This window comes from Saliphagus sp. GCM10025317, from assembly GCF_042663665.1.
GTDB lineage: Archaea > Halobacteriota > Halobacteria > Halobacteriales > Natrialbaceae > Natronosalvus.
The window spans coordinates 357,935-383,149 of sequence record NZ_JBHTAQ010000007.1 but is presented as its reverse complement, the minus strand read 5'-3'; the positions used below and the strand labels follow the sequence as shown (position 1 = coordinate 383,149).

Annotated in this window: 21 protein-coding genes; 10 read left to right on the top strand and 11 right to left on the bottom strand. The window is 63.7% G+C overall.

All coding sequences use genetic code 11. From position 1 onward, the window contains the following. The first annotated feature begins 108 nt into the window (after positions 1 to 108). Positions 109 to 1,497, top strand: a complete 1,389-nt coding sequence (gene purB, locus ACFQS4_RS16450; protein ID WP_500194472.1) for an adenylosuccinate lyase — start codon at positions 109 to 111, stop codon at positions 1,495 to 1,497. A 675-nt stretch (positions 1,498 to 2,172) separates the two neighbouring features. Here the strand turns inward: purB and ACFQS4_RS16445 are convergent. From ACFQS4_RS16445 to ACFQS4_RS16430, 4 genes are all read right to left on the bottom strand, one after another. Next, a complete protein-coding gene (locus ACFQS4_RS16445; RefSeq protein ID WP_500194470.1) occupies positions 2,173 to 4,425 on the bottom strand; it encodes an NADP-dependent malic enzyme in 2,253 nt (750 codons plus the stop codon). Between the two features lie 183 nt (positions 4,426 to 4,608). Next, positions 4,609 to 6,039, bottom strand: coding sequence for an aldehyde dehydrogenase family protein (locus ACFQS4_RS16440; RefSeq protein WP_500194467.1), 1,431 nt, complete (start codon positions 6,037 to 6,039; stop codon positions 4,609 to 4,611). Positions 6,040 to 6,258: 219 nt separating this feature from the next. Then, positions 6,259 to 7,347, bottom strand: a complete 1,089-nt coding sequence (locus ACFQS4_RS16435) for an alpha/beta hydrolase family protein (protein WP_500194464.1) — start codon at positions 7,345 to 7,347, stop codon at positions 6,259 to 6,261. 62 nt (positions 7,348 to 7,409) lie between these two features. Beyond that, a complete protein-coding gene (locus tag ACFQS4_RS16430; RefSeq protein WP_500194461.1) occupies positions 7,410 to 8,705 on the bottom strand; it encodes an MFS transporter in 1,296 nt (431 codons plus the stop codon). 229 nt (positions 8,706 to 8,934) lie between these two features. Between ACFQS4_RS16430 and ACFQS4_RS16425 the strand changes: the two genes are divergently transcribed. Continuing rightward, positions 8,935 to 9,390 carry a universal stress protein gene (locus ACFQS4_RS16425; protein ID WP_500194459.1) on the top strand — a complete coding sequence of 152 codons (456 nt, stop codon included), beginning with the start codon at positions 8,935 to 8,937 and terminating at the stop codon, positions 9,388 to 9,390. A 15-nt stretch (positions 9,391 to 9,405) separates the two neighbouring features. Here the strand turns inward: ACFQS4_RS16425 and ACFQS4_RS16420 are convergent, their stop codons facing one another. Continuing rightward, positions 9,406 to 10,638: a M24 family metallopeptidase gene (locus ACFQS4_RS16420; protein WP_500194457.1), complete on the bottom strand. Its 1,233-nt coding sequence runs from the start codon at positions 10,636 to 10,638 to the stop codon at positions 9,406 to 9,408. A gap of 141 nt (positions 10,639 to 10,779) precedes the next feature. Here ACFQS4_RS16420 and ACFQS4_RS16415 point away from each other — a divergent pair, with 141 nt between their 5' ends. From ACFQS4_RS16415 to gcvH, 3 genes are read left to right on the top strand one after another with little or no spacing between them, the layout of a single operon-like run. Beyond that, positions 10,780 to 11,586, top strand: coding sequence for an aldo/keto reductase (locus ACFQS4_RS16415; protein ID WP_500194456.1), 807 nt, complete (start codon positions 10,780 to 10,782; stop codon positions 11,584 to 11,586). After that, complete coding sequence (locus ACFQS4_RS16410) at positions 11,583 to 12,578, top strand: quinone oxidoreductase family protein (RefSeq protein WP_500194454.1); 996 nt, start codon at positions 11,583 to 11,585, stop codon at positions 12,576 to 12,578. Before ACFQS4_RS16415 ends, ACFQS4_RS16410 begins: the two co-directional genes overlap by 4 nt. A 53-nt stretch (positions 12,579 to 12,631) precedes the next feature. Beyond that, positions 12,632 to 13,015, top strand: coding sequence for a glycine cleavage system protein GcvH (gene gcvH, locus ACFQS4_RS16405; protein ID WP_500194451.1), 384 nt, complete (start codon positions 12,632 to 12,634; stop codon positions 13,013 to 13,015). A gap of 111 nt (positions 13,016 to 13,126) precedes the next feature. Here gcvH and ACFQS4_RS16400 read toward each other — a convergent pair whose 3' ends face one another. Further along, on the bottom strand, positions 13,127 to 14,704 hold the full coding sequence (locus ACFQS4_RS16400) for a phytoene desaturase family protein (protein ID WP_500194448.1): 1,578 nt from the start codon (positions 14,702 to 14,704) through the stop codon (positions 13,127 to 13,129). Positions 14,705 to 14,819: 115 nt separating this feature from the next. On the opposite strand from ACFQS4_RS16400, the gene ACFQS4_RS16395 reads away from it, so the two are divergent. The 4 genes from ACFQS4_RS16395 to ACFQS4_RS16380 all read left to right on the top strand — a co-directional run bounded on the left by ACFQS4_RS16395 (position 14,820) and on the right by ACFQS4_RS16380 (position 18,592). After that, positions 14,820 to 15,794 (top strand): thiamine pyrophosphate-dependent dehydrogenase E1 component subunit alpha, encoded by a 975-nt coding sequence (locus ACFQS4_RS16395; protein ID WP_500194446.1) that lies wholly within the window; start codon positions 14,820 to 14,822, stop codon positions 15,792 to 15,794. Between the two features lies 1 nt (position 15,795). Then, complete coding sequence (locus tag ACFQS4_RS16390) at positions 15,796 to 16,800, top strand: alpha-ketoacid dehydrogenase subunit beta (protein WP_500194443.1); 1,005 nt, start codon at positions 15,796 to 15,798, stop codon at positions 16,798 to 16,800. Between the two features lie 3 nt (positions 16,801 to 16,803). Continuing rightward, positions 16,804 to 17,784, top strand: coding sequence for an amidohydrolase family protein (locus tag ACFQS4_RS16385; protein WP_500194439.1), 981 nt, complete (start codon positions 16,804 to 16,806; stop codon positions 17,782 to 17,784). A 244-nt stretch (positions 17,785 to 18,028) separates the two neighbouring features. Continuing rightward, positions 18,029 to 18,592 (top strand): hypothetical protein, encoded by a 564-nt coding sequence (locus tag ACFQS4_RS16380; protein WP_500194436.1) that lies wholly within the window; start codon positions 18,029 to 18,031, stop codon positions 18,590 to 18,592. 121 nt (positions 18,593 to 18,713) lie between these two features. Here the strand turns inward: ACFQS4_RS16380 and ACFQS4_RS16375 are convergent, their stop codons facing one another. Then, positions 18,714 to 20,006, bottom strand: coding sequence for an LVIVD repeat-containing protein (locus tag ACFQS4_RS16375; protein WP_500194434.1), 1,293 nt, complete (start codon positions 20,004 to 20,006; stop codon positions 18,714 to 18,716). Positions 20,007 to 20,244: 238 nt separating this feature from the next. Here ACFQS4_RS16375 and ACFQS4_RS16370 point away from each other — a divergent pair, with 238 nt between their 5' ends. After that, the gene (locus ACFQS4_RS16370; RefSeq protein ID WP_500194432.1) at positions 20,245 to 20,376 is read left to right on the top strand and encodes a hypothetical protein; all 132 of its coding nucleotides are present in this window, start codon (positions 20,245 to 20,247) and stop codon (positions 20,374 to 20,376) included. A gap of 33 nt (positions 20,377 to 20,409) precedes the next feature. On the opposite strand, the gene ACFQS4_RS16365 is transcribed toward ACFQS4_RS16370, so the two are convergent. The 4 genes from ACFQS4_RS16365 to ACFQS4_RS16350 form a co-directional block, all read right to left on the bottom strand. Then, the gene (locus ACFQS4_RS16365) at positions 20,410 to 21,339 is read right to left on the bottom strand and encodes an ABC transporter permease (protein WP_500194430.1); all 930 of its coding nucleotides are present in this window, start codon (positions 21,337 to 21,339) and stop codon (positions 20,410 to 20,412) included. 2 nt (positions 21,340 to 21,341) lie between these two features. Further along, positions 21,342 to 22,355, bottom strand: coding sequence for an ABC transporter permease (locus ACFQS4_RS16360; protein ID WP_500194428.1), 1,014 nt, complete (start codon positions 22,353 to 22,355; stop codon positions 21,342 to 21,344). Between the two features lie 90 nt (positions 22,356 to 22,445). Further along, on the bottom strand, positions 22,446 to 23,825 hold the full coding sequence (locus tag ACFQS4_RS16355) for an ABC transporter ATP-binding protein (RefSeq protein ID WP_500194426.1): 1,380 nt from the start codon (positions 23,823 to 23,825) through the stop codon (positions 22,446 to 22,448). Then, the gene (locus ACFQS4_RS16350) at positions 23,818 to 25,113 is read right to left on the bottom strand and encodes an ABC transporter ATP-binding protein (protein ID WP_500194424.1); all 1,296 of its coding nucleotides are present in this window, start codon (positions 25,111 to 25,113) and stop codon (positions 23,818 to 23,820) included. Before ACFQS4_RS16350 ends, ACFQS4_RS16355 begins: the two co-directional genes overlap by 8 nt. Between the last annotated feature and the right edge of the window lie 102 nt (positions 25,114 to 25,215).

Here is a 25,215-nt window from a genome sequence, read left to right as displayed (position 1 = left end):
CGAACGTGTCGTAAAGTCAGCCGGAAAGTGCATGATGGCCCAGACGATATGCACGGCTGTGGGATTCGTTCCGACACGCTTTTGCACGCCGCTCGTGGAGCCACGCACATGACCGACACTCACGCACTCTACGCCGTCTCGCCGCTCGACGGCCGCTACGGCTCCCGGACGAAACCCCTGGCGCCGTACACGAGCGAGGCCGCGCTCATGCGCGCCCGCGTCCGCGTCGAAGTCGAGTACCTGCTCGCGCTGGCCGACCTCGAGGCGACGCCACTCGAACTCGAGTCCGACGAGCGAGCGCGCCTCCGCGGGCTCTACGAGACCTTCGACGAGGAGGACGCCGAGTTGATCAAGACGCTCGAGACCGACGGCTACGCCGGGTTCGACGCGACCAACCACGACGTGAAGGCCGTCGAGTACTTCCTTCGCCACCACCTGCCCGACGGCAGCGAGGCGTCGCCGTGGATCCACTTCGGGCTGACCAGCGAGGACGTGAACAACCTGGCGCACCGTCTGCTGGTTCGCGGCGCCGTCGAGGACGTCCTCTTGCCGGCGCTGTACGACCTCCGCGATACGCTGACCGAGATGGCCCAGGAGCACCGAGACCTGCCGATGCTCGCGCGAACTCACGGCCAGCCCGCGACGCCGACGACGTTCGGGAAGGAACTCGCAGTGTACGCGGCTCGGCTGGGTCGGCAGACGGCCCGCGCGAGCACGGCGACCGACGCGCTCTCCGGAAAACTCGGCGGGGCTTCCGGCACCTACGCGGCCCACGTCGCCGCCTACCCCGACGTCGACTGGCGGGCGTTCGCCCGCGAGTTCGTCACCGGGCTGGGCCTCGAGTTCACGCCCCTCTCCACGCAGGTGAACCCGTGTGACGACCTCGCCGCCGTCTTCGACGCGTTCCGCGGCGTCAACAACGTCCTGCTCGACCTCGACCTGGACGTCTGGCTGTACGTCTCCGACCGCTACCTCGGTCAGGAGGCCGTCGAGGGCGAAACCGGTTCGTCGACGATGCCCCACAAGGTCAACCCCATCGACTTCGAGAACAGCGAGGGCAATCTCTCGAAGGCAAACGCCGACCTCACGTTCCTCGCCGACTACGTCACCACCTCCCGGCTCCAGCGGGACCTCTCGGACTCGACGGTCAAGCGCAACGTGGGGGCAGCGTTCGCCCACTGCCTGATCGGGTACGGCAAGACGCAGGCCGGCCTCGAGAAGGTCGTCCCCAACGAAACGGTCATGCGCGAAGCCCTCCGGGAGACCCCCGCGATCATCGGCGAAGCTGTCCAGACGATCCTCCGGCGCGAAGGCCGGGACGACGCCTACGAGCAAGTGAAAGCGCTCACCCGCGGTCGAGAGGTCACCCTTGAGGACTTCCACGACCTGTTCGCCGACCTCGAGGTGAGCGACGAGGTTCGCGAAGAACTGCTCGCGCTGCGCCCAGAGACGTACGTCGGCGTGGCGAGCGAACTGGTCGACGACCTCGAGGAGTAACGGAGCGCGCGACAGCCTCGCGCCAACTGATCGTCGGAGAGATACGTCCTACCGTGTTCGGGAGATTGGGGCTCGGCCATGGTCTCGAGCGTGGATCGACGGGAAACCGAAGCGATTCGATTTTGCGATCGCCGTAGTTGAGCGACGTCTCGAAAACGGCTGGTTTAGCTGGACAACAACTGGCTTCCCTCGTCCTCAACGACCGAATATACCATTTTACAAAGTATTATCATACACGGGTACATAGAGAATCGTCCTCAGCTGGAAATTAGCCATCGCCACGGTATAGATTTTATAGTATTTCTGATGTTCAATCTTTTTCCCAATATATTTTACTATCTTCGAAATATAGCGACAGAAGTATCGTTTAAAAAGTGTCAATTGTCGGTAGGTGATCTCAAAAAATAGTAACATATTAGGTCTATTCCACAATGCTAAATATATTATACACCCAATTGGTCTCGAGTCGGTCATTCTTGATTCCGTCGATAGCCCGCGACGACCACTCCTGGCCGTGACTTTCGACGACGAAGAGACCAAACGAATCGGTCGCGACCACCCAGACCAGTTCGGTGATGATCACCGGGAGCAACAGGGCGCCGATGACCATCGTCACCAGTGTTCGACTGACGAGCGCGAGTCGCGTGCTGCAGTGGGGACGCTCGCTCGAGAGTGCTACTCCTGCTGGGCGTCGACGACCGCCACGCCCGCCAGGTTGACGATGTCTTTGACCTCGTCGTCCCGCTGGAGCACGTGGACCGGCTTGTCCATCCCGACGAGCATCGGGCCGATGGCCTCCGCACCGCCGAGGCGCTGGAGGAGTTTGTAGCTGATGTTGCCCGCCTCGAGGTTCGGGAAGACCAGCACGTTCGCCGGAGCCTCGAGGTCCGAGAATTCGTAGGTTCCCTGGAGCAGGTCCTCGACGACGGCGGTGTCGGCCTGCATTTCACCGTCGGCGGGAAAGTCCACGGCTGGGTCGGCCTTGAGCAGTTCGACCGCGTGTCGCGGCTTTCGCGTCCCCTCGTTCGTCACCGAGCCGAAGTTGGAGTACGAGAGTAAGGCGGCGCGAGGTTTGACGTTGAAGCGACGCGCCAGGTCGGCCGTGTGTCGGGTAACTTCTGCGAGGACTTCGGCGTCCGGGTTCTGGTTGACCGTCGCATCGGCGACGAAGAGAACCCGGTTTTTGAACGTGAGCAGGTAGACGCCGGCAGCGTAGTCGGCGTCTTCGGCCGTGCCAATGACCTGGAGCGGGGGCCGCAGGGCCGAGGGGTAGTGGTGGGTGAGTCCGGTGAGCATCGCGTCCGCGTCGCCCGACTCGACCATTACGGAGGCGTAGTAGTTGCTATCGCGGATCAGTTCCTCCGCTTCGCTGCGTGTAATGCCTTTTCGCCGACGTCGTTCGTAGAGGCGCTCGACGTACGCCTCGTCGGCCCCGCCGCTCGGGTCGACGACCGTGGGCGAAAACTCGAGACCGAGGTTCGCCGCCGTGCGGGTGATCTCGTCCGGATCGCCGATCAGGACGGGTTCGGCGATCTCCTGCTCCTCGAGCTGGTAGGCCGCCCGGATGATCTTCTCGTTGCCACCCTCCGCGAGCGCGACGCGTTTGGGGTCGCTCTTGGCCTTGTTGAGGACCACGCGCATCATCTCCCGGGACTTGCCCAGTCGAGCCTCGAGTCGCTCGCGGTAGGCCTCGAGGTCGATGTCGATGCGGGCGGCCCCGCTTTCCATCGCCGCCCGCGCGACTGCGGGTGCGACCTCGAACAGGACGCGTGGGTCGAGCGGTTTTGGGATGATGTACTCGGACCCGAACTGGAGGGGCTGGTCGCCGTAGGCCTTGACGACGGCGTCGGGGACGTCCTGGCGGGCGAGGTCGGCCAGCGCCTCGGCCGCCGCGACTTTCATCGCCTCGTTGATCTCGCTCGCGCGGACGTCCAGGGCGCCGCGGAAGAGGAACGGGAACCCGAGGACGTTGTTGACCTGATTGGGGTAGTCCGAGCGTCCGGTGGCCACGATGACCGTGTCGTCACGAGCGTCTTTCGCCCGTTCGTACGGAATTTCGGGGTCCGGATTCGCCATCGCGAAGACCACCGGGTCCCGCGCCATCGACTGAATCATCGATTCGTCGACGAGCCCGCCTACCGACAGGCCGACGAACACGTCGGCGCCTTCCATCGCGTCCGCGAGGTCGCCCTCGGGCACGTCTCGAGCGAACTCTTCTTTGTACTCGTTGATCTCGCCCCGTTCGACGCGGTCGGTCGTGACGATTCCGGTCGAATCGCACATGAGGATGTTGTCCTTCCGGACGCCGAGCGAGGCGTAGAACCGGGCCGTCGAGAGTGCGCTCGCGCCGGCGCCCGAAAAGACTACTCGCAGGTCCTCGAGGGCCTTTCCGGTGATCTCCGCCGTGTTCAGCAGCGCCGCGCCGCTGATAATGGCGGTGCCGTGCTGGTCGTCGTGGAAGACGGGGACGTCCATCTCTTCGCGGAGTCGCTCCTCGATGACGAAGCAGTCGGGGGAGGTGATGTCCTCTAAGTTGACGCCGCCGAAGGTCGGCTCCATGGCGATGACCGCGTCCGCGAACTCGTGGGGGTCGTCGTAATCGAGTTCGATGTCGAAGACGTCGATGTCGGCGAAGCGCTTGAACAGCACGCCCTTGCCCTCCATCACGGGTTTCGACGCTTGTGCTCCGATATTGCCGAGGCCCAGTACCGCGGAGCCGTTCGAGACGACCCCCACGAGATTGCCCTTCGCCGTATAGGCGTAGGCGTCCTCGGGGTCGTCACGAATTTCGCGACAGGGGGCGGCGACCCCCGGCGAGTACGCCAGCGAGAGGTCGCGCTGGGTGTTCGTCGACTTGGTCGTCGAAATCTCGATCTTGCCCGGGGGATCCGATCGGTGATACTCGAGCGAATCCTCGTCTAGTCCCATGCGTCGATGATTTCGCAGACGTCGTTATAAAGGTGACTGGACGCCGCGGGTTCCTCGAGCGACGCGCTGCTCGCGGTCGATAGCAGTGGCGGCGAACGTGGAGGGAGGATTCGATCGTGCCCACGGTCGAATCGGAAATTGGGAACCGATTGCGATGAAGGTCTCGCGGCCTGGCCGAGCGCGTTAGAGGAACAGGTCCTCGTTCGGTCGAAACGCGATGACTCGCTCCTCGGTCATCTCGTGGACGGCGTACTTCGGCCCCTCACGACCGATGCCGCTCGCCTTGCTGCCGCCGTAGGGCTGGTGGTCGGCCCGGAACGTCGAGATGTCGTTGATCATGACCCCGCCGCAGTCGATGTTCGTCGCTGCCTTCAGGCCGACACGATGGTCGAACGTGAAGATTCCCGCCTGCAGGCCGTAGTCGGTGTCGTTGGCCAGTCGGATCGCGTCGTCGACGTCGTCGTAGGTCTGGATCGCGAGTACGGGCGCGAACGCCTCGCGGCAGACGACGTCCATCTCCTGGGTCGCGTCGTCGATGATCGTGGGCTGGAGGACGGCCCCGTCCCGCTCGCCACCGACGACGAGTTCGCCACCCTGATTGGTCGCGTTCGCGATCCACTCCTCGATCTTCTCGGCGTCGTCCTCGTCGATCATCGGGCCGACGTCGGTCGCTTCCTCGAGCGGATCACCGACGACCAGGTCCTCGACGCGGGCGACGAGCGCGTCTACGAGGTCGTCGTGGACCACCTCGTGAACGAGCACGCGCTGGACGCTGATGCACATCTGGCCCGCGTAGGAGAACCCGCCGTCGATGATGCGGTCTGCGGCGTCCTCGACGTCGGCGTCCTCGTGGACGATCACCGGCGAGTTGTTGCCGAGTTCGAGCGAAACGGACGCGAGTCCGGCATTCGCGGTAACCTGCTTGCCGACGGCGCGACTACCGGTGAACGTGTAGTGATCGACGTCGTCGCTATCGAGCAGAGCCTGTCCGACGGTCGAGCCGCTCCCGATGACGAGATTCAGCGCGTCCCGCGGGAGACCGGCGTCGAACAGCGTCTCCGTGAGCTTGATCGCCGTCAGCGGCGTCGTCGTCGCCGGCTTCAGGACGACGGTGTTGCCGCCGGCGAACGCTGGCCCGAGCTTGTGGGCGACGAGGTTGAGCGGGAAGTTGAACGGCGAAATCGCCCCGATCACCCCCTTCGGAAAGCGTTTGGTGAACGCGATGCGGTTACCGTTCCCCGGTTGCGCGTCGAGCGGGATCTCCTCGCCGCCGAGTCGCTTCGCCTCCTCCGCCGAAAAGGTGAACGTACTCACGGCGCGGCCGACCTCGCCGCGGGCCGTCCCGATCGGCTTCCCCGCCTCGGCAGCCATGACCTCGGCGAACTCGTCGGTTCGCTCCTCGATCAGCCGTGCGGTCTCCTCGAGGATGTCGGCGCGTTCGTGAGCCGGCATCTTTCTCATCGTCTCGGTCGCCTCCCTGGCGGCGGCGATGGCGTCCGCCACGTCCGCCGGCGTCGCCTTGCTCACTTCCTCGATAACGGTTCCGTCGTACTTGTTCCTGACCGGGATCGTCTCCTCGGTTTCGATCCAGTCGGATTCGATGTGTAGTGACATTCGGTGTACCCTCGGTGACTCGTGTCGTGCGATCGCTGCGTATGTGGCGTGCCCACATACCGCCTGCTCTAACGAGGGTCGCCTCGAGTAATAAATGCTCCCATCGACCAGTTTGCCTGGGGTCGACGACGACGCGAAATATAGACTGAGGGTGTTTCGTATTTTCGTAGCGAACGCGCGGCGCGAGATGACCGACCTGTCACGACTGAGCGAGCGCTGCTACTCGAGGTGAGCGCGCAACCAGTCGGCCGTCCGCGGTCGGTACTTGTGCGGAATGTTGTTACAGACGTGGTTCCCCTCGTCGTATAGCAGGAACTCGCCATTGGGCGCCCGCCTGGCGATCCGTTCCGACTGGCGTGGGTGGATGATCACGTCGTTCGCGCCTGTGGCGACGAGCGTCGGCACGGTGAGGTTCTCGACGTCTCGACTGAGCGTGAGTTGCTCGGTGATCTCGTCGACCTCGATGAGCGAGTCGGTCTTGCAGGCCCACTCGAACTGCTCGGCCAGGAGGCCGCCACCTCTCGTACTGACGGGACCGACGGTGAACGGGCCGGAGATGCCGACACAGGCGTCGATCCGATCTTCGTTGGCCGCGACGTACGGAGCGTAGAACCCGCCGAGGGAAACGCCGTAGATGCCGATCCGCGACGTGTCGACGCCGTCGGGGTCTCGGCGCTCGAGTTCGTCGAGCACGCTCCCGACGAGCGACGGATACTCGGGAGTCATCCCCTGTTCGTGCCAGGTCTCACCCTGACCGGCGCCGTCGACGGCGAGCGTCGCGAGGCCGCGGTCGTGGAACTCGGCAGCGTACGTCGAGAGTTCCTCCTTGATCGAGTCCAGGCCTGGGATCAACACGACGAGCGGCGCGTCGTCGCTTTCCGCCGGCGTTCGGAGATTTGCCGGGACGTCGAACCCACCGGCGTCGTACGGCGCCTCGATACGTTCGAACGGCGGCTCGAGCAGTTCAGCGCCGCGCCTGAATACGTCGACAGCGTCCGCGTGGACGTCGCGACTCCAGTCGTCGTCCTCGTGCCAGACGTGCGAGCCGAAGTGGTAGTACATCGCCGCCCGGGTGTAGTGATCGCCGGCACTCTCTTCGTCCCCGCGGTCGTGCGCCTCGTCGCCCAGGGTCTCGTATTCCTGGCCGACGCGCTGGAAGGCGCCGAGCCACTCGCTCCAGTCGTCGATTGCCGCCTCGAGTCGCGCCAGGTCGTTGTAGTCGATGCCGTTCGCGACGAATCGGGGCGTCCAGTTGGTCAGCGATTCCGTGACGAACGAGTCGCCTCGCTCGAGTGTCTCCTCTGACATACGCTATCACTGGAGACCGAACAGCAAAGTTCTATGGAATGTTCCGACGATGCGAACGGAGGCTATCCGACGTTGGCCGGCGCCGCCTGATCAAGCCCGTCCTGGTATCGGTGCAGGATAACCATCGTCAACCCGATACAGACCGCACCGACGGCAGCGATGATGATAAATGCCGCCGAAAAGCCGGAATAATCGATGATGACGCCGAAGAACGGTGGAGCGACACTTCCTGCAAGGGTGATTCCGACGGTGATGACGGCGAAGTTCGTTCCCAGGTCCGACCGGGCAGAGAGCTTGTCCGTCAGTTTCGAGCGAGCGGGGCCGCCGAATCCGATGCTTCCGCCCGCCAGAATCACGGCAACGCCGGCGAGAAGCGGCGGCAACAGGAACGAGCCGACGACCAGGGCTGCGATCAACAAGCCGCCATAGCTCGTCACGAGAATCGACTCGGCGGAGATTCGATCGGACAGGTCGCCACCTACGAGGATGATGACCGCTGTGAGAACGAACATCGCGGTATAGAGTCCGTTCGCGAGGCCCAGGTCGAGGCCGTAACCGTCGGTGAGCAGGACTACCGCGTACGAGCGAATTCCCCAGTTCGCGATTCCCGTGACGAGCGCGAGGACCGCCAGCGCCACGATGGCAGGCGAGGTCGCCAGCGACGCGACGGTCGTCCGAATCCGCTCGCGGACCGTCGAGCGGCCGGTTGACCGGTCGTCCGACGATGAGGTGTCGGGCGTTTGCTCCCCTCGAGTAATCGAGGGACTCACGTAGCGTTTGAACGCGACGAGACACAGTAGTCCGTACCCGGCACCGAGAACGGCGACGAAGACGAGAACCGTTCGCCAGGTGATGCCGTCGAAACGAGTGAGCGCGACGATGAGCGTGGGTGCCGCGGCGTACCCGATGTTGCCAGAAAAGTTATGCAGGCTGTACACTCGCCCGCGGTTATCGCTGCTGCTGGCCGCCGAGAGCATCGGGAAGTGGGCGGGGTGATGGGCCGCAATACCGATACCGAGGACCGCCTGCCCGATGAAGATCCACTCGATAGTCGGTGCGAGTGCTGTCAACAGAATGCCGATAGCCGCCAGGCCGAGTCCCGAGCACAGAGCGAGCAGTCGGCTATAGTTGTCCGAGACGTACCCGAACGGGAGCTGAAAGACCATGTTGAACGCCCCCTGCGTGCCGACCGCGAGGCCAAGCATCGCCAGCCCTACTTCGAATTCCTCGGAGAGGACCCCGAAGATTGGGGGCAACAAAACCAGATACAGATGGTTGATAGCGTGTGATCCGCTCACGAGGCCGATCGTAAGTTCGACTTCTCGAGGTACCGACGGACGAACCTGTCCAAAGCGCATCTAGACTTCGGTGTGTCGGCCGACAAAATGAAACTATCGCCACCGAGTCCATCGAGCGACGCCCACACCAGTTGCGGGTCGTCGCTACGACGGTCGATCGTAAGATGGGCTTCCGAGAAGGATCGTCCTCGCCTCGGCACAGGCAGTGCGCGTTAGCCCCAGATTCGAGGAATCGATCTCGTTAAACCTCGTCGATATTACTAAATATCTACGGCAGACACCCATACGTATGCAACGCGCACTGATCGTCGTCGATCCGATCGACCCGACCAAACAGTTCATCAAGGAAGCGGGGGAGATCGCGGAAGCGACCGGAGCCGAGCTTTTCCTGTTGCACGTCACCGAGGAATCGGAGTACGACAAGACCCAACAGGCACTGAACGATCTCAACGCGATGGAAGGTGGAAATTACGGCGTCTCCCAGGCTGCCGAAGGCGCGAAACAGCTCGCCGAAGAGGTCGGCAGCGAGGTGTTCGGGTCGAACGGTCCGTCGTTCGAATCGCTCGGCAAAGTCGGTGATACGTCGACGCAGGTACTCAACGTCGCAGACGAGTACGACTGTGACCACATTTTTATCGCGGGTCGAAAGCGATCCCCCAGCGGGAAGGCGATCTTCGGCGACACCGCACAGCGAGTTATCCTGAACTCGAGCGTTCCCGTCACGGTGACGACCTACGAGGGGTGAGCGGGAGCCACCACATTACACGCGCCTGAACTCGGCCGGATACGACTGTAGATTCTCCGGGCCGTCCTCGCGAATGACGACAGTCGTCCCGAACTGCAGGCCGACCCGTTCGTCCGGCGTGGCGACGTTCGGCTGGACGACGATTACCTGTCCAGGCTCGAAAGTCCACGATTCCGTGAGCGGATCCTCGACGCCCGGCCAGTAGTTCGATTCCTCGACGCCGATGAAGGGGTGGCGATAGCCGCTCCCGTAGCCGTGGACCAGCACGTCGTAGTTCTTGTAGGGCGAGCGCTCGAGCGGCGTCATCGCGTCAGCGACGTCCCTGGCAGTGTTTCCCGGCTGAAGGGCGTCGAGGATGCCGTCGTACGTCTCTCGAGCGACGGCGAACGCGTCGGCGTACTCACGAGACGGCTCCGAATCGACGACGTAGGGTCGGTGGATCTGCGTCTTGTAGCCCCTGAAACCGGCCGAAATCTCCGTGGTAACGACGTCGCCCGCCTCCACCGTCCGGGAAGAGGGTTGCTTCCACGGCAGCGGTTCGCCCGGTCCGGCGCCTTCCTGCGGAGCCGAGGAAATGAACCTCGCACCGAGGGCCCCGCCCGCTTTCGCGCAGGCGTCGGCGAGAACGCCCGCCAGCTCTCGTTCCGTGACGCCCGGCTCGAGCGCCGTCTCGAAGGCGGTCATCGCCTCGTCCAGGAGGGTCGCCGAACGGGTCAGCACCTCGCGTTCGGCCGGACCGGTGACGCTGACGAGTCGGGTGACGTCCGCGGTGACGTCGACGAGTTCGCCCTCGAGGTCGGCTTCGAATCGCGTGGCGTGGTCGTGGGGAACTGAGAGGCCGTATCGGGGATCGCCGGTCGAGATGCCGACCCGGTCGCCGTCCACGCCCGCCTCGCGAAGTCGGTCGACGACCGTCCCGGGCGGGTCGGGGAGCATGGTGTCGACGTCCTCGGCGACGCTGGACTCGCGGACGTACTGGACGTGGTTGCTGATGCCGACCAGGACGGTCGTCGGCTCGTCGGGGTCCGCGAAGACGAGCAGGTACGTCGCGAACGGCGGTCGGTAGTCGAGCAGGTAGCCGATCATGTCGGCGTGGAACCCGCCGTCGCCGTAGACGACCAGCGCTTCGAGGTCGCGCTCCTCGAGAAGGTCTCGAACGGCGGCGTACCGGCGGTCGAACTCCGCGTCGTCGAAGCGTTCGTAGTAGGCCTGGCGATTGTTCTGCTGACCCAGTCTGTATCGTGCCATTGGACTCGCATTCGGTCGGTCGGGGTATCAAGATACCCCCTCGAGTCGCCGTGGTCCTTCGAGGAGTCCATTCTCGAGCGGCGGCGGTGGTGAACCTCGAACGGGGCAAACGATTTTGTCGACGGCGCGAGAGTATTCGCCATGGATCTGACAGCCGTCCCGTCGCCCGGCCTCGGGACGATGGGGTTCGAAACATCCGACGCCTGCACCGGGAGCGTTCGAACCGCGGTCGAACTCGGCTATCGACACGTCGACACCGCCCAGAAGTACGGCACCGAAGCCGCCGTGGGCGCGGGAATCGAGGCAGCGAGCGTCCCCCGCGAGGACCTCACAGTCGCGACGAAAGTCGAGGAGACGAACCTCGCGTACGACGACGTCATCGAGACCGCCCAGGAGAGTCTCGACCGCCTCGGCCTCGAGTCGGTCGACCTGCTGTACGTCCACTGGCCCGGCGTCACCTACGACCCCGAGGAGACGCTCCCAGCGTTCGACCGCCTCGTCGACGAGGGCGTCACCGACGGCGTCGGTGTCGCAAACTTCTCGCCGGACCTGCTCGCCGAAGCGCGGGACATCCTCGAGGCACCGATCGCCACCCACCAGGTCGAGATGCACCCCCTGCTCCACCAGAAGCGACTGCACGAAGACGCCCTCGAACACGACACGACGCTGGTGGCGTACTGTCCGCTGATCCGAGGGGAGGCGTTCGACACGCCAGAGCTCCTCGAGATTGCCGACGACACCGGACACTCCGTCGTCGAACTCTGTCTCGGGTGGCTCGCCTCGAAGAAAGGGGTGGTTCCGATCCCGAAGGCGACCGGAGAGCACCACCTCCAGGAGAACTACGCGGCGACGGAACCGCTCCCGCCGTCGGTCCTCGATCGACTGGACACGATCGACCGCGAGCACCGCGTGGTCGATCCCCCGGAGAAAGCGCCGTGGAACCGATGACTCGGCTCGTGCGAGCAATTCGTATCCACGAATTCGGCGACGAGAGTATCCTGCGACTCGAGAAAATCGACCGACCGAACCCGGACCCGGCCGAGGTCCTGATCGAGGTGCGCGCCGCCGCCGTCAACCCGTTCGACACTTACGTCCGCGAGGGACTCGTCGAACCGGCAAACGGACTCCCGCACGTCCTCGGCGGAGACGCGTCGGGGGTCGTCGCCGCCGTCGGTGCGGACGTCTCCGGCTTCGAACCCGGCAACCGGGTCTTCACCACCGGTCTCGGACTCGACCGTCCAGGCACGTACGCGGAGTACGTCGCAGTGCCCGACCACAGGGTCGCTCACCTTCCGGCGAGCGTCGGCTGGTTCGAGGGCGCGGCCGCCGCCGAACCCGTAACGACCGGCCTCCAGGCGCTCGCTCGAGGACCCCTTCAACTGGACGACGTCTGCCTGGTACAGGGTGCGACCGGCGGCATCGGCCACGCGGCCGCCCAGCTCGCACGCGAAGCCGGCGCGTTCGTCGTCGGGACGTGTCGGGCTGAGGCGGCGGACGACGCTCGCCGATTCGGCGTCCACGCGGCCGTCGACTACCGGAGCGACGACCTGGTCAATCGAATCCTCGAGGCGACCGACGGCCGGCCGGTGGACGTAGTCGTGGAGACCCACGCCGCGGCGAACGTCGCGGCGGACGTCGACGTCCTGGCCGACGGCGGGACCGTCGTTATCCTCGGCGAGGACGGTCCGATAACCATCGAGAAGCCCGTCGCCGGGGCTGCGAAGGCGAAACAGGCCGACCTCGCATTCAGCTCCCACATGCGGGCGACCGCCCACCACGGCGAGGCGCTCGAGACGGCGGCGCGGTTGCTGGACCGGGGCAACGTCTCGGCCGAAGTTGCCGCGACGTACCCGCTCGAGGACGCGGGGGAGGCCCAGCGCCGGTGTCTCGACGGGGGAACGGTCGGCAAGGTCGTTCTCGACGTCTCGGCGGGCCGCTGACAGGGTCGCTCGAAGCAGAACGCTTTTTGCCGCGCCCGGAGTCGGTCTCGACGATGAGCTTCGACGTACCGGAGGCGCTGTCGTATCTGGAGAGTCACGAGTGGGTTCGCATCGAAGACGGAGTCGCAACCGTCGGCATCACGGACTTCGCCCAGGACGAACTGGGCGATATCGTCTTCGTCGAACTGCCCGAGGCGGGAACCAGCCTCGAGCAGGAAACCCCGTTCGGGACGGTCGAGAGCATCAAGGCCACCTCGGACCTGTACTCGCCGGTGAAGGGGACGGTCGTCGCCGCTAACGAGCGCCTCGAGTCCGAGCCGGAACTCCTCAATCGGGACCCCTACGGAGAGGCGTGGCTGCTCGAGGTGGACCTCGAGAGTAGCCCGGAGGAGGGGTCGCTCCTGTCGGCAGAAGCGTACCGCTCCAGAACCGGGTGAAACGGGCTAAGCCCATATCAGGAAGCAGCGACGAGAAACGAGTTCTGGCGGTGAGCCAGCCGTACGCGAGTCGGCCGGCCGAAACACTCCTGAGAGCTATACGGGAACGATTTACTGCTTCGCGATGCCGGCCTCGAGCCCCGGCCCCAGATCCTCGAGCAGCACCGTCGCGCAGTTTCGCCCAGGCGCACCGCTGACGCTCCCGCCCGGGTGGGTGCAGGCGCCGGTGAGGTAGAGTCCGTCGACGGGCCCGCGGTAGTCCGAGAACCCGGCGGCCGGTCGGCGATCGTCGTACTGGTCTGGCGTGTAGTCCCCGCCGTGACAGGATCCGCGGTAGTTGTGCGGGTTGCGCCGCTCGAGGTCGAGCGGGCTCTCGACGTAGGAGTCGATGACGACGTCTTCGGTGAAGTTCGGGGCGTGTGACCGGAGGTGCTCGAGCAGGGCGTCGGCGACCGCCTCCTTGCGCTCGTCCCAGGTTTCCGGGCCGTCGGCGTGGTCGTACGGGAAGACGCCGACGAGTTTGTAGGTGTGTTTGCCCTCCGGAGCGCGCGTGTCGTCGGCCACCGACGGGCACAGCGAGAGGATAAACGGGTTATCGAGGTGAATCTCGCCCTTCTCGAACGCGACCGTCGCATCGAGGAGGTTCTCGACGCTACCGACCGTCCCCATCGCGACGCTCTCGAGGTCGCCCTCCTCGGTGCGGTAGCGCGGCGGTTCCTCGGCCGCGTAGTGGGCCGCGAACATCGAGAGGCCGGCCTTCCAGTTTTTCACGCCGTCCGCGAACGCCTCGGGGAGGTCCGCCTCGGGAATCATGTCCACGAGATCGGTCACGTGAACGGTCGAGACCACCGCTTCGGTCGCGCGGTAGGCGGTCCCGTCGGCGCTCTCGACGCCGACGGCAGTGCCGTCCTCGACGAGGAACTCGACGACCGGTTGGTCCGTGTAGACCGTCGCGCCGTGGTCGAGCAGGCACGATTCGAGCGCCTCCGGCAGCGCGGCCGACCCACCCCTCGGGAGCACCCAGGAGTTCTTTTGGCGGCCGTAGGTCAGCGAAAAGGCTCGCAATCCGCCGCCAGGGCGGTCGATTGGCTTGATCGTCATGAACGCCATCCACGCCAGGAACGCGCGCGTCTTGGGGTGCTCGAAGCGCCGCTCGAGGATGTCGAGGGGGCTCTCGAGGCTCCGTCTGATCCACGCCTCGCCGTCCGGTGCCTCGGCGAGCGTCTCCGGGATCGTCCCCTCCGACGGCGGCGAGTACCGTGCTCGCGTGTAATAGGGGGCGATCTCTGCGTAGTCGTCGAGGAGGTCGAGGTAGGCCTGTGCGTCGGCCTCCGAGAACTTCGCGAACTCCGCGGCCGTCCGTTCGCGGTCGCGCCACATCGTGAGGCTCGTCCCGTCGTCGAAGGGGATGGTGACGACCGGGTCGGGCCGGATGTACTCGAGGCCGTAGGTATCGAACAGTTCGAGTTCGTCGTCCTTGATCGTCGGACTCGCCTGGATGAGGTTGTGGGCTGTCGAACACGAGTCGTGTTTGAATCCAGGCTGAGTCAGCTCCTCGGTGGCCGTGTCGCCGCCGATGGTCTCTCGGGCTTCGATGATTCCCACGTCGAAGCCGCAGCGGGCAGCGTACGCTGCCGTAATCAGGCTGTTGTGTCCAGCACCCGCCACTACGATGTCGTGGGTTGGCATACCATCACTGGTCGCTCGCGGCTCATAAATCCACGCCACGCTGGATGCGGCCGGGCGTGTCACGCCGTTCCGTCCCCGTCAACTATAATACGTCGGACTGGTTGGTATGAAGTGGATGGCAGAATCTACCACAGACGTGGATCAATCGCTTCTCCTCGAACGAATGGAGTTGATCCGCCGATTCGAAACGCGCGTCGGCGAACTATTCGCCGACAACGAGATACCGGGGTTCGTCCACCTCTACATCGGGTCGGAGGCCGTCGCCGTGGGCGCTTGCTCCGCGCTCGAGGAATCAGACTACATCACGAGCACCCACCGCGGGCACGGACACGCCCTCGCGAAAGGACTCGATCCGAAGAAGATGATGGCCGAGCTGTACGGCCGGACGACCGGGTACTGTAACGGCAAGGGTGGCAGCATGCACATCGCGGACGTCGATGCCGGGATGCTCGGCGCCAACGGCATCGTCGCGGCCGGGACGCCGATCGGCGGCGGGGCGGCGCTGGCCTCCCAGATCCGCGGCGACGACGACGTCGCCGTCTCCTTCCTCGGCGACGGCGCCACCTCCAACGGCCCGTACCACGAGGCGCTCCACCTGGCGGCGCTGTGGGACCTCCCGCAGATCTACGTCGTCGAAAACAACCACTACGGCGAGATGACCAGCGTTCACGACCAGCACCCGGTCAGCGACCTCGTCAAGCAGGCCGACGCCTACGACGTACCCGGCGAAATCGTCAACGGCCAGGACGTCGAGGAGATGTACGAGGCCTCCCAGGAGGCCGTCGAACGCGCCCGTGACGGCGACGGGCCGACCGTCATCGAGGCCAAGACCTACCGGTACAAGGGCCACTACGAGGGCGACCCGCAGTGGTACAAGGAGAACGAGGACCTGCCCGACTGGCGAACGGCCGACCCCGTCGAGACCTACAGCGAGAAACTGATCGACGCGGGCGTCATCTCCGAGGACGAGTACGAGGAACTGGGCGAATCGATCGAGCAGGAACTGGACGAGGCAGTCGAGTTCGCGAAGGACTCGCCGCTGCCGGAACCCGACGCAGCGTACGAGGGACTGTACGCGGAGGAACTCTAACATGGCAACGACACCGACCGTCGACACCGACGGTGAGACCAAGGAGATCAGCGTCACGGAAGCGCTCCGCGAGGCGATGCACGAGGAGATGGCCCGCGACGAGGACGTGTTCTTGCAGGGAATCGACGTCGCCGATCGGGGCGGCAGTTTCAGCGTCTCTGAAGGGTTACTCGACGAATTCGGCCCGGCCCGCGTCCGGGACACCCCCATCAGCGAATCGGCCATCGTCGGCACCGGCCTCGGGGCCGCTGCCGCGGGCATGCGCCCGGTCGTGGAGATTATGTACTCGGACTTCATGGGCGTGGCCTTCGACCAGATCATGAACCAGGTCGCGCTGATGCGCTACATGTTCGGCGGGAAACTCGACATCCCGCTGACGATACGGACCGTCGACGGCGGCGGTTTTTCGGCGGCCGCACAGCACTCGAAGACGCTCCACTCGCTGGCGATGCACCTCTCAGGCATCCGCGTCGTCGCCGTCTCGACGCCCTACGACGCCAAGGGGCTTCTCAAGAGCGCGATCCGCCACGATGACCCCGTCTTCTTCTTCGAGCACGCCAACGTCTTCAACAAGAAAGGCGAGGTGCCCGTCGAGGAGTACACGATCCCGCTCGGTGAGGCCGCCGTGCTCGAGGAGGGCGAGGACGTGACCGTCGTCGCCACCCAGGCAATGCTCTACGAGGCGATGGACGCGATGGAAGAACTCGAGGGCGAGGTCGACGTCGAACTCATCAGTCCTCGGACCCTCGATCCCCTCGACATCGACACCATCGCTGCGAGCGTCGACAAGACCGGGCGCGCGGTCGTCGTCGACGAGACGCCGCTCATGGCTGGCGCCCAGGGCGAGATTGCCGCCCAGATCAACGAGGAGGCGTTCTGGCGACTCGACGCCCCCGTCGAGCGCGTCGGCGTGCCGAACGTCCCGATCCCGTTCAGCCCGCCGCTCGAGCAGGAAGTGATCCCGCACAGCGGCGACATCGTCGCGGCGATCCGGAACACCCTCTGACCAATGCGAATAGATTGCCACACCCACTTCCTGCCGGCTCCCTTCCGGGGCCACCTGCGAGAGGCCGACGGCGAGGTCCGCATCGAGCGCCGCGGCGACCAGGACTTCGTCTGTCACACGACCGGGTCGTTCCCGCTCTTTCCCGGCTTTCGGGATTCCGAGGTCCGTCTCGAGTGGATGGACGACCACGATATCGACACCACGCTCGCGTCCGTTTCGACGCCGAACCCGAACGAGGGGCCGATTTCGGTCGACGAATCCAGAACCCTGGTCCGGGCGATCAACGACGGCTTCGCCGACCTCCAGGATGAGTATCCCGGTCGCATCGCCGGACTCGGGACGCTTCCACTCCGCGAACCCGACGAATCGGTCGCCGAACTGGACCGCATCGCGGACCTCGGCCTCGCCGGCGTCGCGCTCCCGACGACCGTTCGCGGGAAGAAGCTGTCTCACCCCGACCTCGAGCCGGTATTCGACCGACTCGACGAGCTCGATCTGACCGCAGTGATGCACCCCGGGCGAAACGAGGTGAGCCACACCTTCGAGGACGACGAGTGGATCTTCAACCCGCTGGCCGTGTTCCCGACCGAGACGACCATCCAGGTCGCCCGGCTGATCTTCGACGGCTTCTTCGACCGCCACGACTTCGACCTCGTGGTCTATCACATGGGCGGCGCCCTGCCCTATCTCGTGGGGCGGCTCGAGCGCGGTCGCGACCAGTTCCGGTCGGACCCCAACCAGCACCCCGAACGGCCGGTCGTCGAGTACCTGCAGGAGTTCTACTACGACACGATCTCGTTTCACCCGCCGGCGATGAACCTGGCGATGGAGACGGTTGGCGCCGAGCACCTCCTGTTCGGCACCGACTACCCATTCGGGATGGAGAAGGCCGACCAGACGCTCGACGACCTCGAGGGGCTGGACCTCGCCGGCAAGCGTGCCGGCGTGATGGGGGAAACTGCAAACGAACTGTTCGACATCTAACGTCCATCGCCTCAGCGAACGACCCGTCGCACTACCGGCGACTCCGTGCTGCTGGCGTTTGCCACTCGCTCGAGCGTTTTAGACTGCTGTGCTCGGCAGATAATTGGTATCGCGAGCGACTTCGGCCAACGCATTGAGCAGCGTCGACAACGCAATGAACGACTCAGCGGTCACGTTCGTCGGATTCGTCGTACTACGGGGCGGGACCGATTACTCTTTATCGTGGAATCCACATGCCAGTAGTATGGAAACGTGTCCGGATTGCCACGCCGAGAATCCCGACGACGTCGCGGTCTGTCGTGAGTGTGGCGTGGCTCTCGAAACGGTCGCTGCCGACCCCCAATCCACCCTGGTGGACGCCGGGTTCGATCCGGAGGCGGAACGAGAGGCGTTCGAACGTCGGCACGGGATCGACATTGGAGACCGCACGGTCGACGAATACCTCCGCTTCCTTGCCCAGCAGGATTACTCGCTCACGGCCTGGTTCGGACTGATCGTCGTCGCCGAACTCGTCGGAGTTGGCCTCTTCGGGATCGACCTGTTCGTCGATCACGCCGTGGACGTGAATCTCGCGTTCGTTTTCACGGCCATCTCGATCGCGCTCGCGGTCGGCATCGTGGCCGACACTCGAGCAGTCGGGCAGTTCAGGCCCTGGGCCAAGATTCGCTGGGCCTACGTACTGACCGCCGCGATTCCACTCGTCGGCCACATCTCCGCGTTCTTCTATCTCCTGCTTCGTCGGTTCATGCACCAGGAGGCGACGGAACATCGTCGTCGTCTCCTCGAGTCAGGGTACGACCTCCCGTAGCCGAGACGAAGCGACCCCATCGTGAGAGCGGGGCGGGGCGGTACGGGTTCGAGTGATATGGGTCGACCATTTGTACTGTACGTTGCTCTGACCGGGTCGACCGTCTGTATGGACATCGCCGTCACTCCTCGTCGAGCAGGTCGGATTCGAAGACGAACAACCCCTGCTGTGGATCCGTACAGTAGATGTAGCCTCTCGAGTCGACGACGACGTCCTCGAGTTGCGAAACCAGTCCCGACGCTGGGCGGCTCGTTCCGATCCGTTCGTCGGGATCCTCGGGGACGTAGTATCCAGCCTCGAACGGAGCGAGCGGATTCGAGATGTCGAAGATCCGCAGTCCGGCGTTGAAGAACGTCATGATCAGGTAGTCGTTCGTTTTCAGGCGGACGTCCTCACCTCGGTAGTGGTGCTGGTTGTGGGGCCCGAATCGCCCGGGTCGTTCGTAGTACGTCTCGTAGGGAACGGAATTGGAGGGCGTCGGGAACGGGATCGAACTGACGATCCTCGGGCCTTGGAACGTCTGCCCGTCGAATCCGGTCGGTCCGTCGTCGGAGACGTCGACCAGGTAGACGAAATTCAGGGGTTCGCCGGTGTCGTGCTCGAGCGGCGTCCCCTCGTAAATCGCTTCGCCGTTGACGGCCATCAGGTCCGTATCGGGAATCGTGATCGCGGAGTGAGTTCCGAGCCAACTTCCGATGTCACCGACGTCCAGTCGACTCCGAAACGTCGGATCGGTCGGATCCGAAACGTCCAGGATGATTGCCCCGACGCTGCCGTAGGAGAGGTACGCGCGGTCCCCATCGACGTAGGCGGGCCCGTGGAAGTAGTACGTCTCGGTCGGGTCCTCCTCGTCGTCCGGGCCCTGACCGGGCCACCACCACCTGGATGCCAGTTCCGGCGACGTGGGGTCGGATACGTCGACGACCTCGAGGAGCCGTCCCGTGTACTCCTCCGCGACTGACGCCATGTACGCGTATCGACCACCCGTGTAGTAATTGCGGTGTGTTCCGTGTCCGCCAGTCCGATAGTGACCGATCAGTTCCGGATCGGTCGGATCGCTCTCGACGTCCCAGATGAACGCCCCCTCCTCGTGGGGATCGGTCGGATCCATCGTCGGCCCGTCGGCCAGCCCCCATCCTTCACGCGGTTTCTCGAGCGAGGTGATCATCGTCCCGTCAGCGACCTGTACCTGTAACGTGAGGGTGTTCTCCGGCCCGTCGATGTAGGTGAGGAGCTCCGGGTCGGTCGGGTCCGTCACGTCGAGAACGGACCACCCGCTGTGCCAGAAGTGGGCCACGTACATGTACCACGTCCCGTCTACTTCCTGGAGCGCCATCTTGAATCCGGGTCGCCCGTCGAGATCCGTGTATCCGGCGAGCGAAATGGCGTCGCGTTCTTTGGCAGTAGGTGCCATAGATCCTACCTCCGTCTGAGAGCACTAAACCTTACCCACTACGGGAACGACGGACGACCGTACTGATCGAAGATCACGCGGTACGACCGTACGAGACCGTCGCCGGCGCAGTCAGCGTGAATCTCGAGGGCGCCTGCTGAACCACTATTGGTGAGACAGGAACGGGACCCCACGGGCACTCATCGAAAGGGAACTCGTCGGGAGAAACGTTTACCTGCCGGCGCTCGTTTCTGCTTCTATGGAACTACTCCAGGTCCTCCCGCTGCTCGCGAGCGTAGTCTTGCTGGTCGGCCTCTTCAAACTCCACACGATCGTCGTCCGGAAACACCTCCTCCCGGCGGTCGTCGAAGACGAAGACGACGAGGCGTGAACGCCAACGGGCGAAAAACAGCCGAAGTCGCGTTCAATCGGTCCGCGACCGTGGGTCGAGCACGTCCCGGAGACCGTCACCGATTACGTTCCAGCCGAACGCCCACAGGAAGATCGCGAACCCGGGGAAGAACGACGTCCACCAGCGTCCGGAGATGAGGCCCTGTTGCCCCTCGGACACGAGAACGCCCCACTCGACGATCCCGGGCGTCGCGAGTCCGATGAACGAGAGGCTGGCGGCGATGAGAACGACCTTCCCGAAGTACAGCGTCGACTGAACGAAGATCGGCGGAATCGCGTTCGGGAGCACTTCCTTCAGGAACACCTGCGTGTTACTATCACCGACGACTCGAGCAGCCTGCACGTACTCCTCGTTTTTCACGTGGATCACTTCCCCGCGCATGATGCGGGCGTACGTTCCCCACAACATCGTCGAGAGCGCGATGATTACGTGCGTAATAGAGGGACCGAGCGCTGTAACGATCGCGATTGCCCACACGAGCGCGGGAATGGCGATCAGCGCGTCGACGAATCGCATGATGATTTCGTCGACCCAGCCGCCGACGAACCCCGCGATGCCGCCGACGAGGCACCCGACGATCGTCGTGGAGATCACGATTGATAGTGAGATGGCGATCGTCAGGCGGGAACCCCAGATGATACCGTACAGTATGTCCCCTCCCCGATCGTCCGCACCGAGAACGTAGCCGTCGGTCAGCGGTGGCGTCCGAACCGCGGACGAATCACGCGGCATCTGATACGGATCGGCCCCCGCCGCGGGTTCGATGAGCGGAGCGAGGATGGCGATGAGGATGTACGCTACGACGATTACCATGCCGATTAGCGTCAGCGGGTTCTCCAGGAGACGCAGGAAGACACTCCTGAAGCGCCGGTAGCGCATTCTGGCCTTGTGTTCGTTCGGGAAGATGTTCCACACCGACGATGGGATGTCTGATGACGACATTGTTACTCACCGAGTTCGATCCGCGGATCGAGGTACGCGTACATGATGTCTATGACGAGGTTCAACAGGAGCGTGATCAACGCGATTACGAGTATGAAGCCCATAACGGACGCGAAGTCGCCAGACGTCGCGGCGTTCGCGACCCAGCGTCCGAGTCCGGGCCACCCGAACACCAGTTCGACGACGATGATACCACGCATGAGGAAGATGAAACTGAGCCCCGCCACCGTCATCGTCGGTATGAGCGCGTTTCGCCTGATGTGTTTTTTGAACACGGTCCCCTCGAGCAAGCCGCGGGAGCGGGCCGCGTTGACGTATTCTTCCTCTTTCTTCTCGACGATTTCCGACCGAAGGTGACGGGTGATGACCGCGGACTCGGCGTAGCCGATGACGAGTGCCGGGAGTACCAAATGCCACAGCGCGTCCTGTAGCGCGAGCAGGTCCAGGGCCAGCATCGCGTCGACGGTGTAAAACCCGGTGGGGTGGACGATACTGTTCCAGACTTCGTTGTCGGCACGACCGAGCGGGAAGAGGTCCAACTGGACGTATCCGACGTAGATGAGCATCAATGCGGCCCAGAACTGGGGTGTCGACATGCCACCGACCGCTATCCCTCGTGAAGCGTGATCGATCCAGGTGTCCGTATATCGGCCAGCTAACGTGCCGAGCGTCAAACTGATAGCGAGCGCAAAGATGATTCCGAGGATGGCCAACTCGAAGCTCGCTGCGGCCCTGGTGGTAATCGCGTCGAGAACCGGCTGGCCGGCCGTACTCGACCAGCCGAGGTCACCCTGCAGAACTCCGGTCAGCCAGTAGTAGTACTGGACCCAGATTGGGTCGTTGAGGTGATACATTTCCCTGATCTGCTCGATCTGCTCCTGGGAGCTAAACCGAGATGCGTACATCGTGATGGGCGTACCAGCAATGCGAGTCAACCCAAAAGTCATCACGGTGATGAGGAGCATCGTCGGAACGAAGATGATCAGTCTTCGTATAGTGTAGTCTCTTACCTCCATGATAACAGTACACGTAGCAGGCCGGATTAAAGGTGTTGATTGTCTCATCGCGAGGACCGATGCGCTTCGCGAAAATCGAGGGCGGACGACTCAGTCGTAGAGATAACAGGCGACCGATTGCCCGTCTTCGTCCGCGACGAGTTCAGGGGGGTCGATCGACACGAACGAAACGTCGATGCGCGTACCGTTCCGTGAAACGTCTTCCATAGCCTCGAAGAGCGACGGGTTGTGTGAACGCAGGACGTCCGTCTCCCCAGCGAGGTCGGCAACGTACTCGCCTGGGTCGGACTCGAACTCGAAGGTCGAGTCGTAGCCGTCGTGGTCGGCTTCCTCGAGGACCTTCCAGATTTCACTGGCAACCTCCTCTTCTCCGTTGAGACGCTTCAGGAGGTTGACCAGGTCCCGGCCGCTCCACCCACAGTGCTCGAAAGCCCTGTGGCACCGCGTGTGAAAGCGACATCCAGTCGGTGGATCTTCAGGCTCCGGTACGTCGCCCGCTAGCTCGATCGTCTCTTCCGTTTCGATCGCTGGGCTCGAGGAGAGCAGCGCCTCGGTGTATGGGTGTTTGGGTGACTCGAACAGCTGATCTCGAGTGGCTTTCTCGGCAATCTGACCGAGGTACATGACGTAGATCCGGTCCGAGATGTGGCGGATGACGGATAAGTCGTGAGAGATGCACAGGTACGTCAGGTCGAGTTGCTCCTGAAGTTCGTTGAGAAGGTTGAGGATCTGTGCCTGTACCGAGACGTCCAACGCGCTCGTCGGTTCGTCGAGAACTACGAGCTCCGGGTTCGGCGCGATGGCTCTCGCGATCGCGACGCGCTGTTTCTGTCCGCCAGACAGCATGTGCGGGTATCGGTAGAGGTGATCTTCCCCCAGACCGACGCGCTCGAGCAACTCGACGACGCGCTCGTCGATCTCGTCGCCTGCGAGGTCGGTGTGCAACTCGAGGGGGCGAGCAACCGTATCGCGGATCAGCTTGCGTGGGTTGAGCGACGAGGACGGATTCTGGAAGACGAACTGGGCGTTACGCCGGAAGTTCTTGGCCCGCGAACCGGTCATCTCGTCGATGGCGTACTCTTCGCGTAGCGCTTCGAGGCGGCGTTCGTCGTCCGAAGACCGCTCTCTAGGTGGAGTCCCCTCGAGCGTCGCTACTTCGTCGGCGTCCTCTCGTGGCAGGTCGAAGTACAGGTGACCGTCGGTCGGTTCGTCGAGGTCCACCAGCAGTCGCCCGAGCGTGGACTTGCCACACCCGCTCTCTCCGACGAGGCCGAGGGTCTCCCCGCGTGCGATGCGGAAATCGACGCCGTCGACGGCCTGCACGTCCCCGACGTGGCGATTGAACGGACCGCCTCTGATCGGGTAGTAGCGCTTGATATTGTGCCCCTGGATAACGACGTCGCCATCGCCGGACCACTCGCTCGTCTGGACCGTTCCACCGACAGTCGACAGCTGATCTGTTTTACTCATCGGTCATCCCTCCAGCGGCCCGTTTCGTGGTGTCGTCCGTCTGCGCTTCGTCAGGGGGATACAGGTGGCACGCGACGTGGTGGCCCTGCTCTTTTTCTACCAACACGGGATCCACGTCCTTGCAGTGGTCGAGTTCCTCCGGGCAACGCGTACAGAATCGACATCCTTCCGGCGGATTGGTCATGTCGGGAACCGATCCCGGGATTCCGGTCAGGTCCTGTCCCATCTTCTCGACGGTCGGAATCGACTCGAGTAAGCCGTCCGTGTACGGGTGTAGCGGGTTGGCGTAGAGATCCTCGACGTTCGCCGTCTCTGCCACCTGTCCGCCGTACATGACGACGACGCGGTCGGCGATGTCCTTCACGAGTGAGAGGTCGTGCGTGATGTAGAGGAAACTCGTGTCGAAGGTTTCCTGCAGGTCTTCCATCATCTTCAGGATCTTCGTCTGAATCGTCACGTCGAGCGCGGTCGTCGGTTCGTCGGCGATCAGGAGGTCGGGTTCGGCGACGAGCGCCATCGCGATCATCACGCGCTGTTGTTGCCCGCCGGAGAGTTCGTGCGGGTAATTCGCGATGATCTCCTCCGGGTTGGGTATCTGTGTTTCGGCCAGGATGTCGATGATCCGTTCGTGAACGATGGCGTCGATTTGCTTCTTGTGCTTTCGCAGCGGCGGAATCGAGGCGAGGACGTTCTCGATTCGAGACAGGGACGGCGACGCGTACTCCCGAAGGATACGCTTCGTGAGTCCGTCCGCCCGCTCGGGATCGACGCCCGCCTCTTTCAGGATCTCCTCACCGTGGTGGACGAGGACGCTCTCCGCAACTTGTGTTTTTATCGTTAACGACGGATTGAGCGCTTCCTCGGGGTCCTGAAAGACCATCGCGATTCGCTGGGTCCGGAGTTCGTGGATCCGCTCTTGATCCATGGTCAAAATGTCCTCGAACGCCCGGCCGGATCCGTCACACTCCGAACAGCCGTCGCCGTTGCAGTGGTCGCAGGTGCGCGTCGAAGATTTCAACAAAATCTGCCCGCCGGGATACCGTCCTGGCGGCGTCGGAACGAGGCGCGTGAACGACCTGGCCGTGATGGACTTGCCACAGCCCGTCTCCCCGACCAGCGCGACCGTTTCTCGCTCGTGGATGTCGAACGAGACCCCGTCGAGCGCCTTGACCGTCCCCCTTCTCGTGTCGAAGTAGAGTTCGAGATTGTCGACGCGAGCCAGTAGCGGATCCGCTCCGTCCTCGCCCGACGTCTGCTCGTGTCCATCGATTCGCTGTGTAGAGTTCATTGGTGTGTTCGTGTTGGTAGTATCTCGTTCAACCTACTCATGATTCGTCCTCATCGTTCAATATAGTTTTGGTTGCCGGGGTGACGACGAAAAAGTGCGGTT

Bases quoted from the DNA above. Each gene is read 5' to 3' on its own strand.
- purB (WP_500194472.1), top strand. From the start codon at position 109: ATGACCGACACTCACGCACTCTACGCCGTCTCGCCGCTCGACGGCCGC.
- ACFQS4_RS16445 (WP_500194470.1), bottom strand. From the start codon at position 4,425: ATGGGACTAGACGAGGATTCGCTCGAGTATCACCGATCGGATCCCCCG.
- ACFQS4_RS16440 (WP_500194467.1), bottom strand. From the start codon at position 6,039: ATGTCACTACACATCGAATCCGACTGGATCGAAACCGAGGAGACGATC.
- ACFQS4_RS16435 (WP_500194464.1), bottom strand. From the start codon at position 7,347: ATGTCAGAGGAGACACTCGAGCGAGGCGACTCGTTCGTCACGGAATCG.
- ACFQS4_RS16430 (WP_500194461.1), bottom strand. From the start codon at position 8,705: ATGCGCTTTGGACAGGTTCGTCCGTCGGTACCTCGAGAAGTCGAACTT.
- ACFQS4_RS16425 (WP_500194459.1), top strand. From the start codon at position 8,935: ATGCAACGCGCACTGATCGTCGTCGATCCGATCGACCCGACCAAACAG.
- ACFQS4_RS16420 (WP_500194457.1), bottom strand. From the start codon at position 10,638: ATGGCACGATACAGACTGGGTCAGCAGAACAATCGCCAGGCCTACTAC.
- ACFQS4_RS16415 (WP_500194456.1), top strand. From the start codon at position 10,780: ATGGATCTGACAGCCGTCCCGTCGCCCGGCCTCGGGACGATGGGGTTC.
- ACFQS4_RS16410 (WP_500194454.1), top strand. From the start codon at position 11,583: ATGACTCGGCTCGTGCGAGCAATTCGTATCCACGAATTCGGCGACGAG.
- gcvH (WP_500194451.1), top strand. From the start codon at position 12,632: ATGAGCTTCGACGTACCGGAGGCGCTGTCGTATCTGGAGAGTCACGAG.
- ACFQS4_RS16400 (WP_500194448.1), bottom strand. From the start codon at position 14,704: ATGCCAACCCACGACATCGTAGTGGCGGGTGCTGGACACAACAGCCTG.
- ACFQS4_RS16395 (WP_500194446.1), top strand. From the start codon at position 14,820: ATGGCAGAATCTACCACAGACGTGGATCAATCGCTTCTCCTCGAACGA.
- ACFQS4_RS16390 (WP_500194443.1), top strand. From the start codon at position 15,796: ATGGCAACGACACCGACCGTCGACACCGACGGTGAGACCAAGGAGATC.
- ACFQS4_RS16385 (WP_500194439.1), top strand. From the start codon at position 16,804: ATGCGAATAGATTGCCACACCCACTTCCTGCCGGCTCCCTTCCGGGGC.
- ACFQS4_RS16380 (WP_500194436.1), top strand. From the start codon at position 18,029: ATGGAAACGTGTCCGGATTGCCACGCCGAGAATCCCGACGACGTCGCG.
- ACFQS4_RS16375 (WP_500194434.1), bottom strand. From the start codon at position 20,006: ATGGCACCTACTGCCAAAGAACGCGACGCCATTTCGCTCGCCGGATAC.
- ACFQS4_RS16370 (WP_500194432.1), top strand. From the start codon at position 20,245: ATGGAACTACTCCAGGTCCTCCCGCTGCTCGCGAGCGTAGTCTTGCTG.
- ACFQS4_RS16365 (WP_500194430.1), bottom strand. From the start codon at position 21,339: ATGTCGTCATCAGACATCCCATCGTCGGTGTGGAACATCTTCCCGAAC.
- ACFQS4_RS16360 (WP_500194428.1), bottom strand. From the start codon at position 22,355: ATGGAGGTAAGAGACTACACTATACGAAGACTGATCATCTTCGTTCCG.
- ACFQS4_RS16355 (WP_500194426.1), bottom strand. From the start codon at position 23,825: ATGAGTAAAACAGATCAGCTGTCGACTGTCGGTGGAACGGTCCAGACG.
- ACFQS4_RS16350 (WP_500194424.1), bottom strand. From the start codon at position 25,113: ATGAACTCTACACAGCGAATCGATGGACACGAGCAGACGTCGGGCGAG.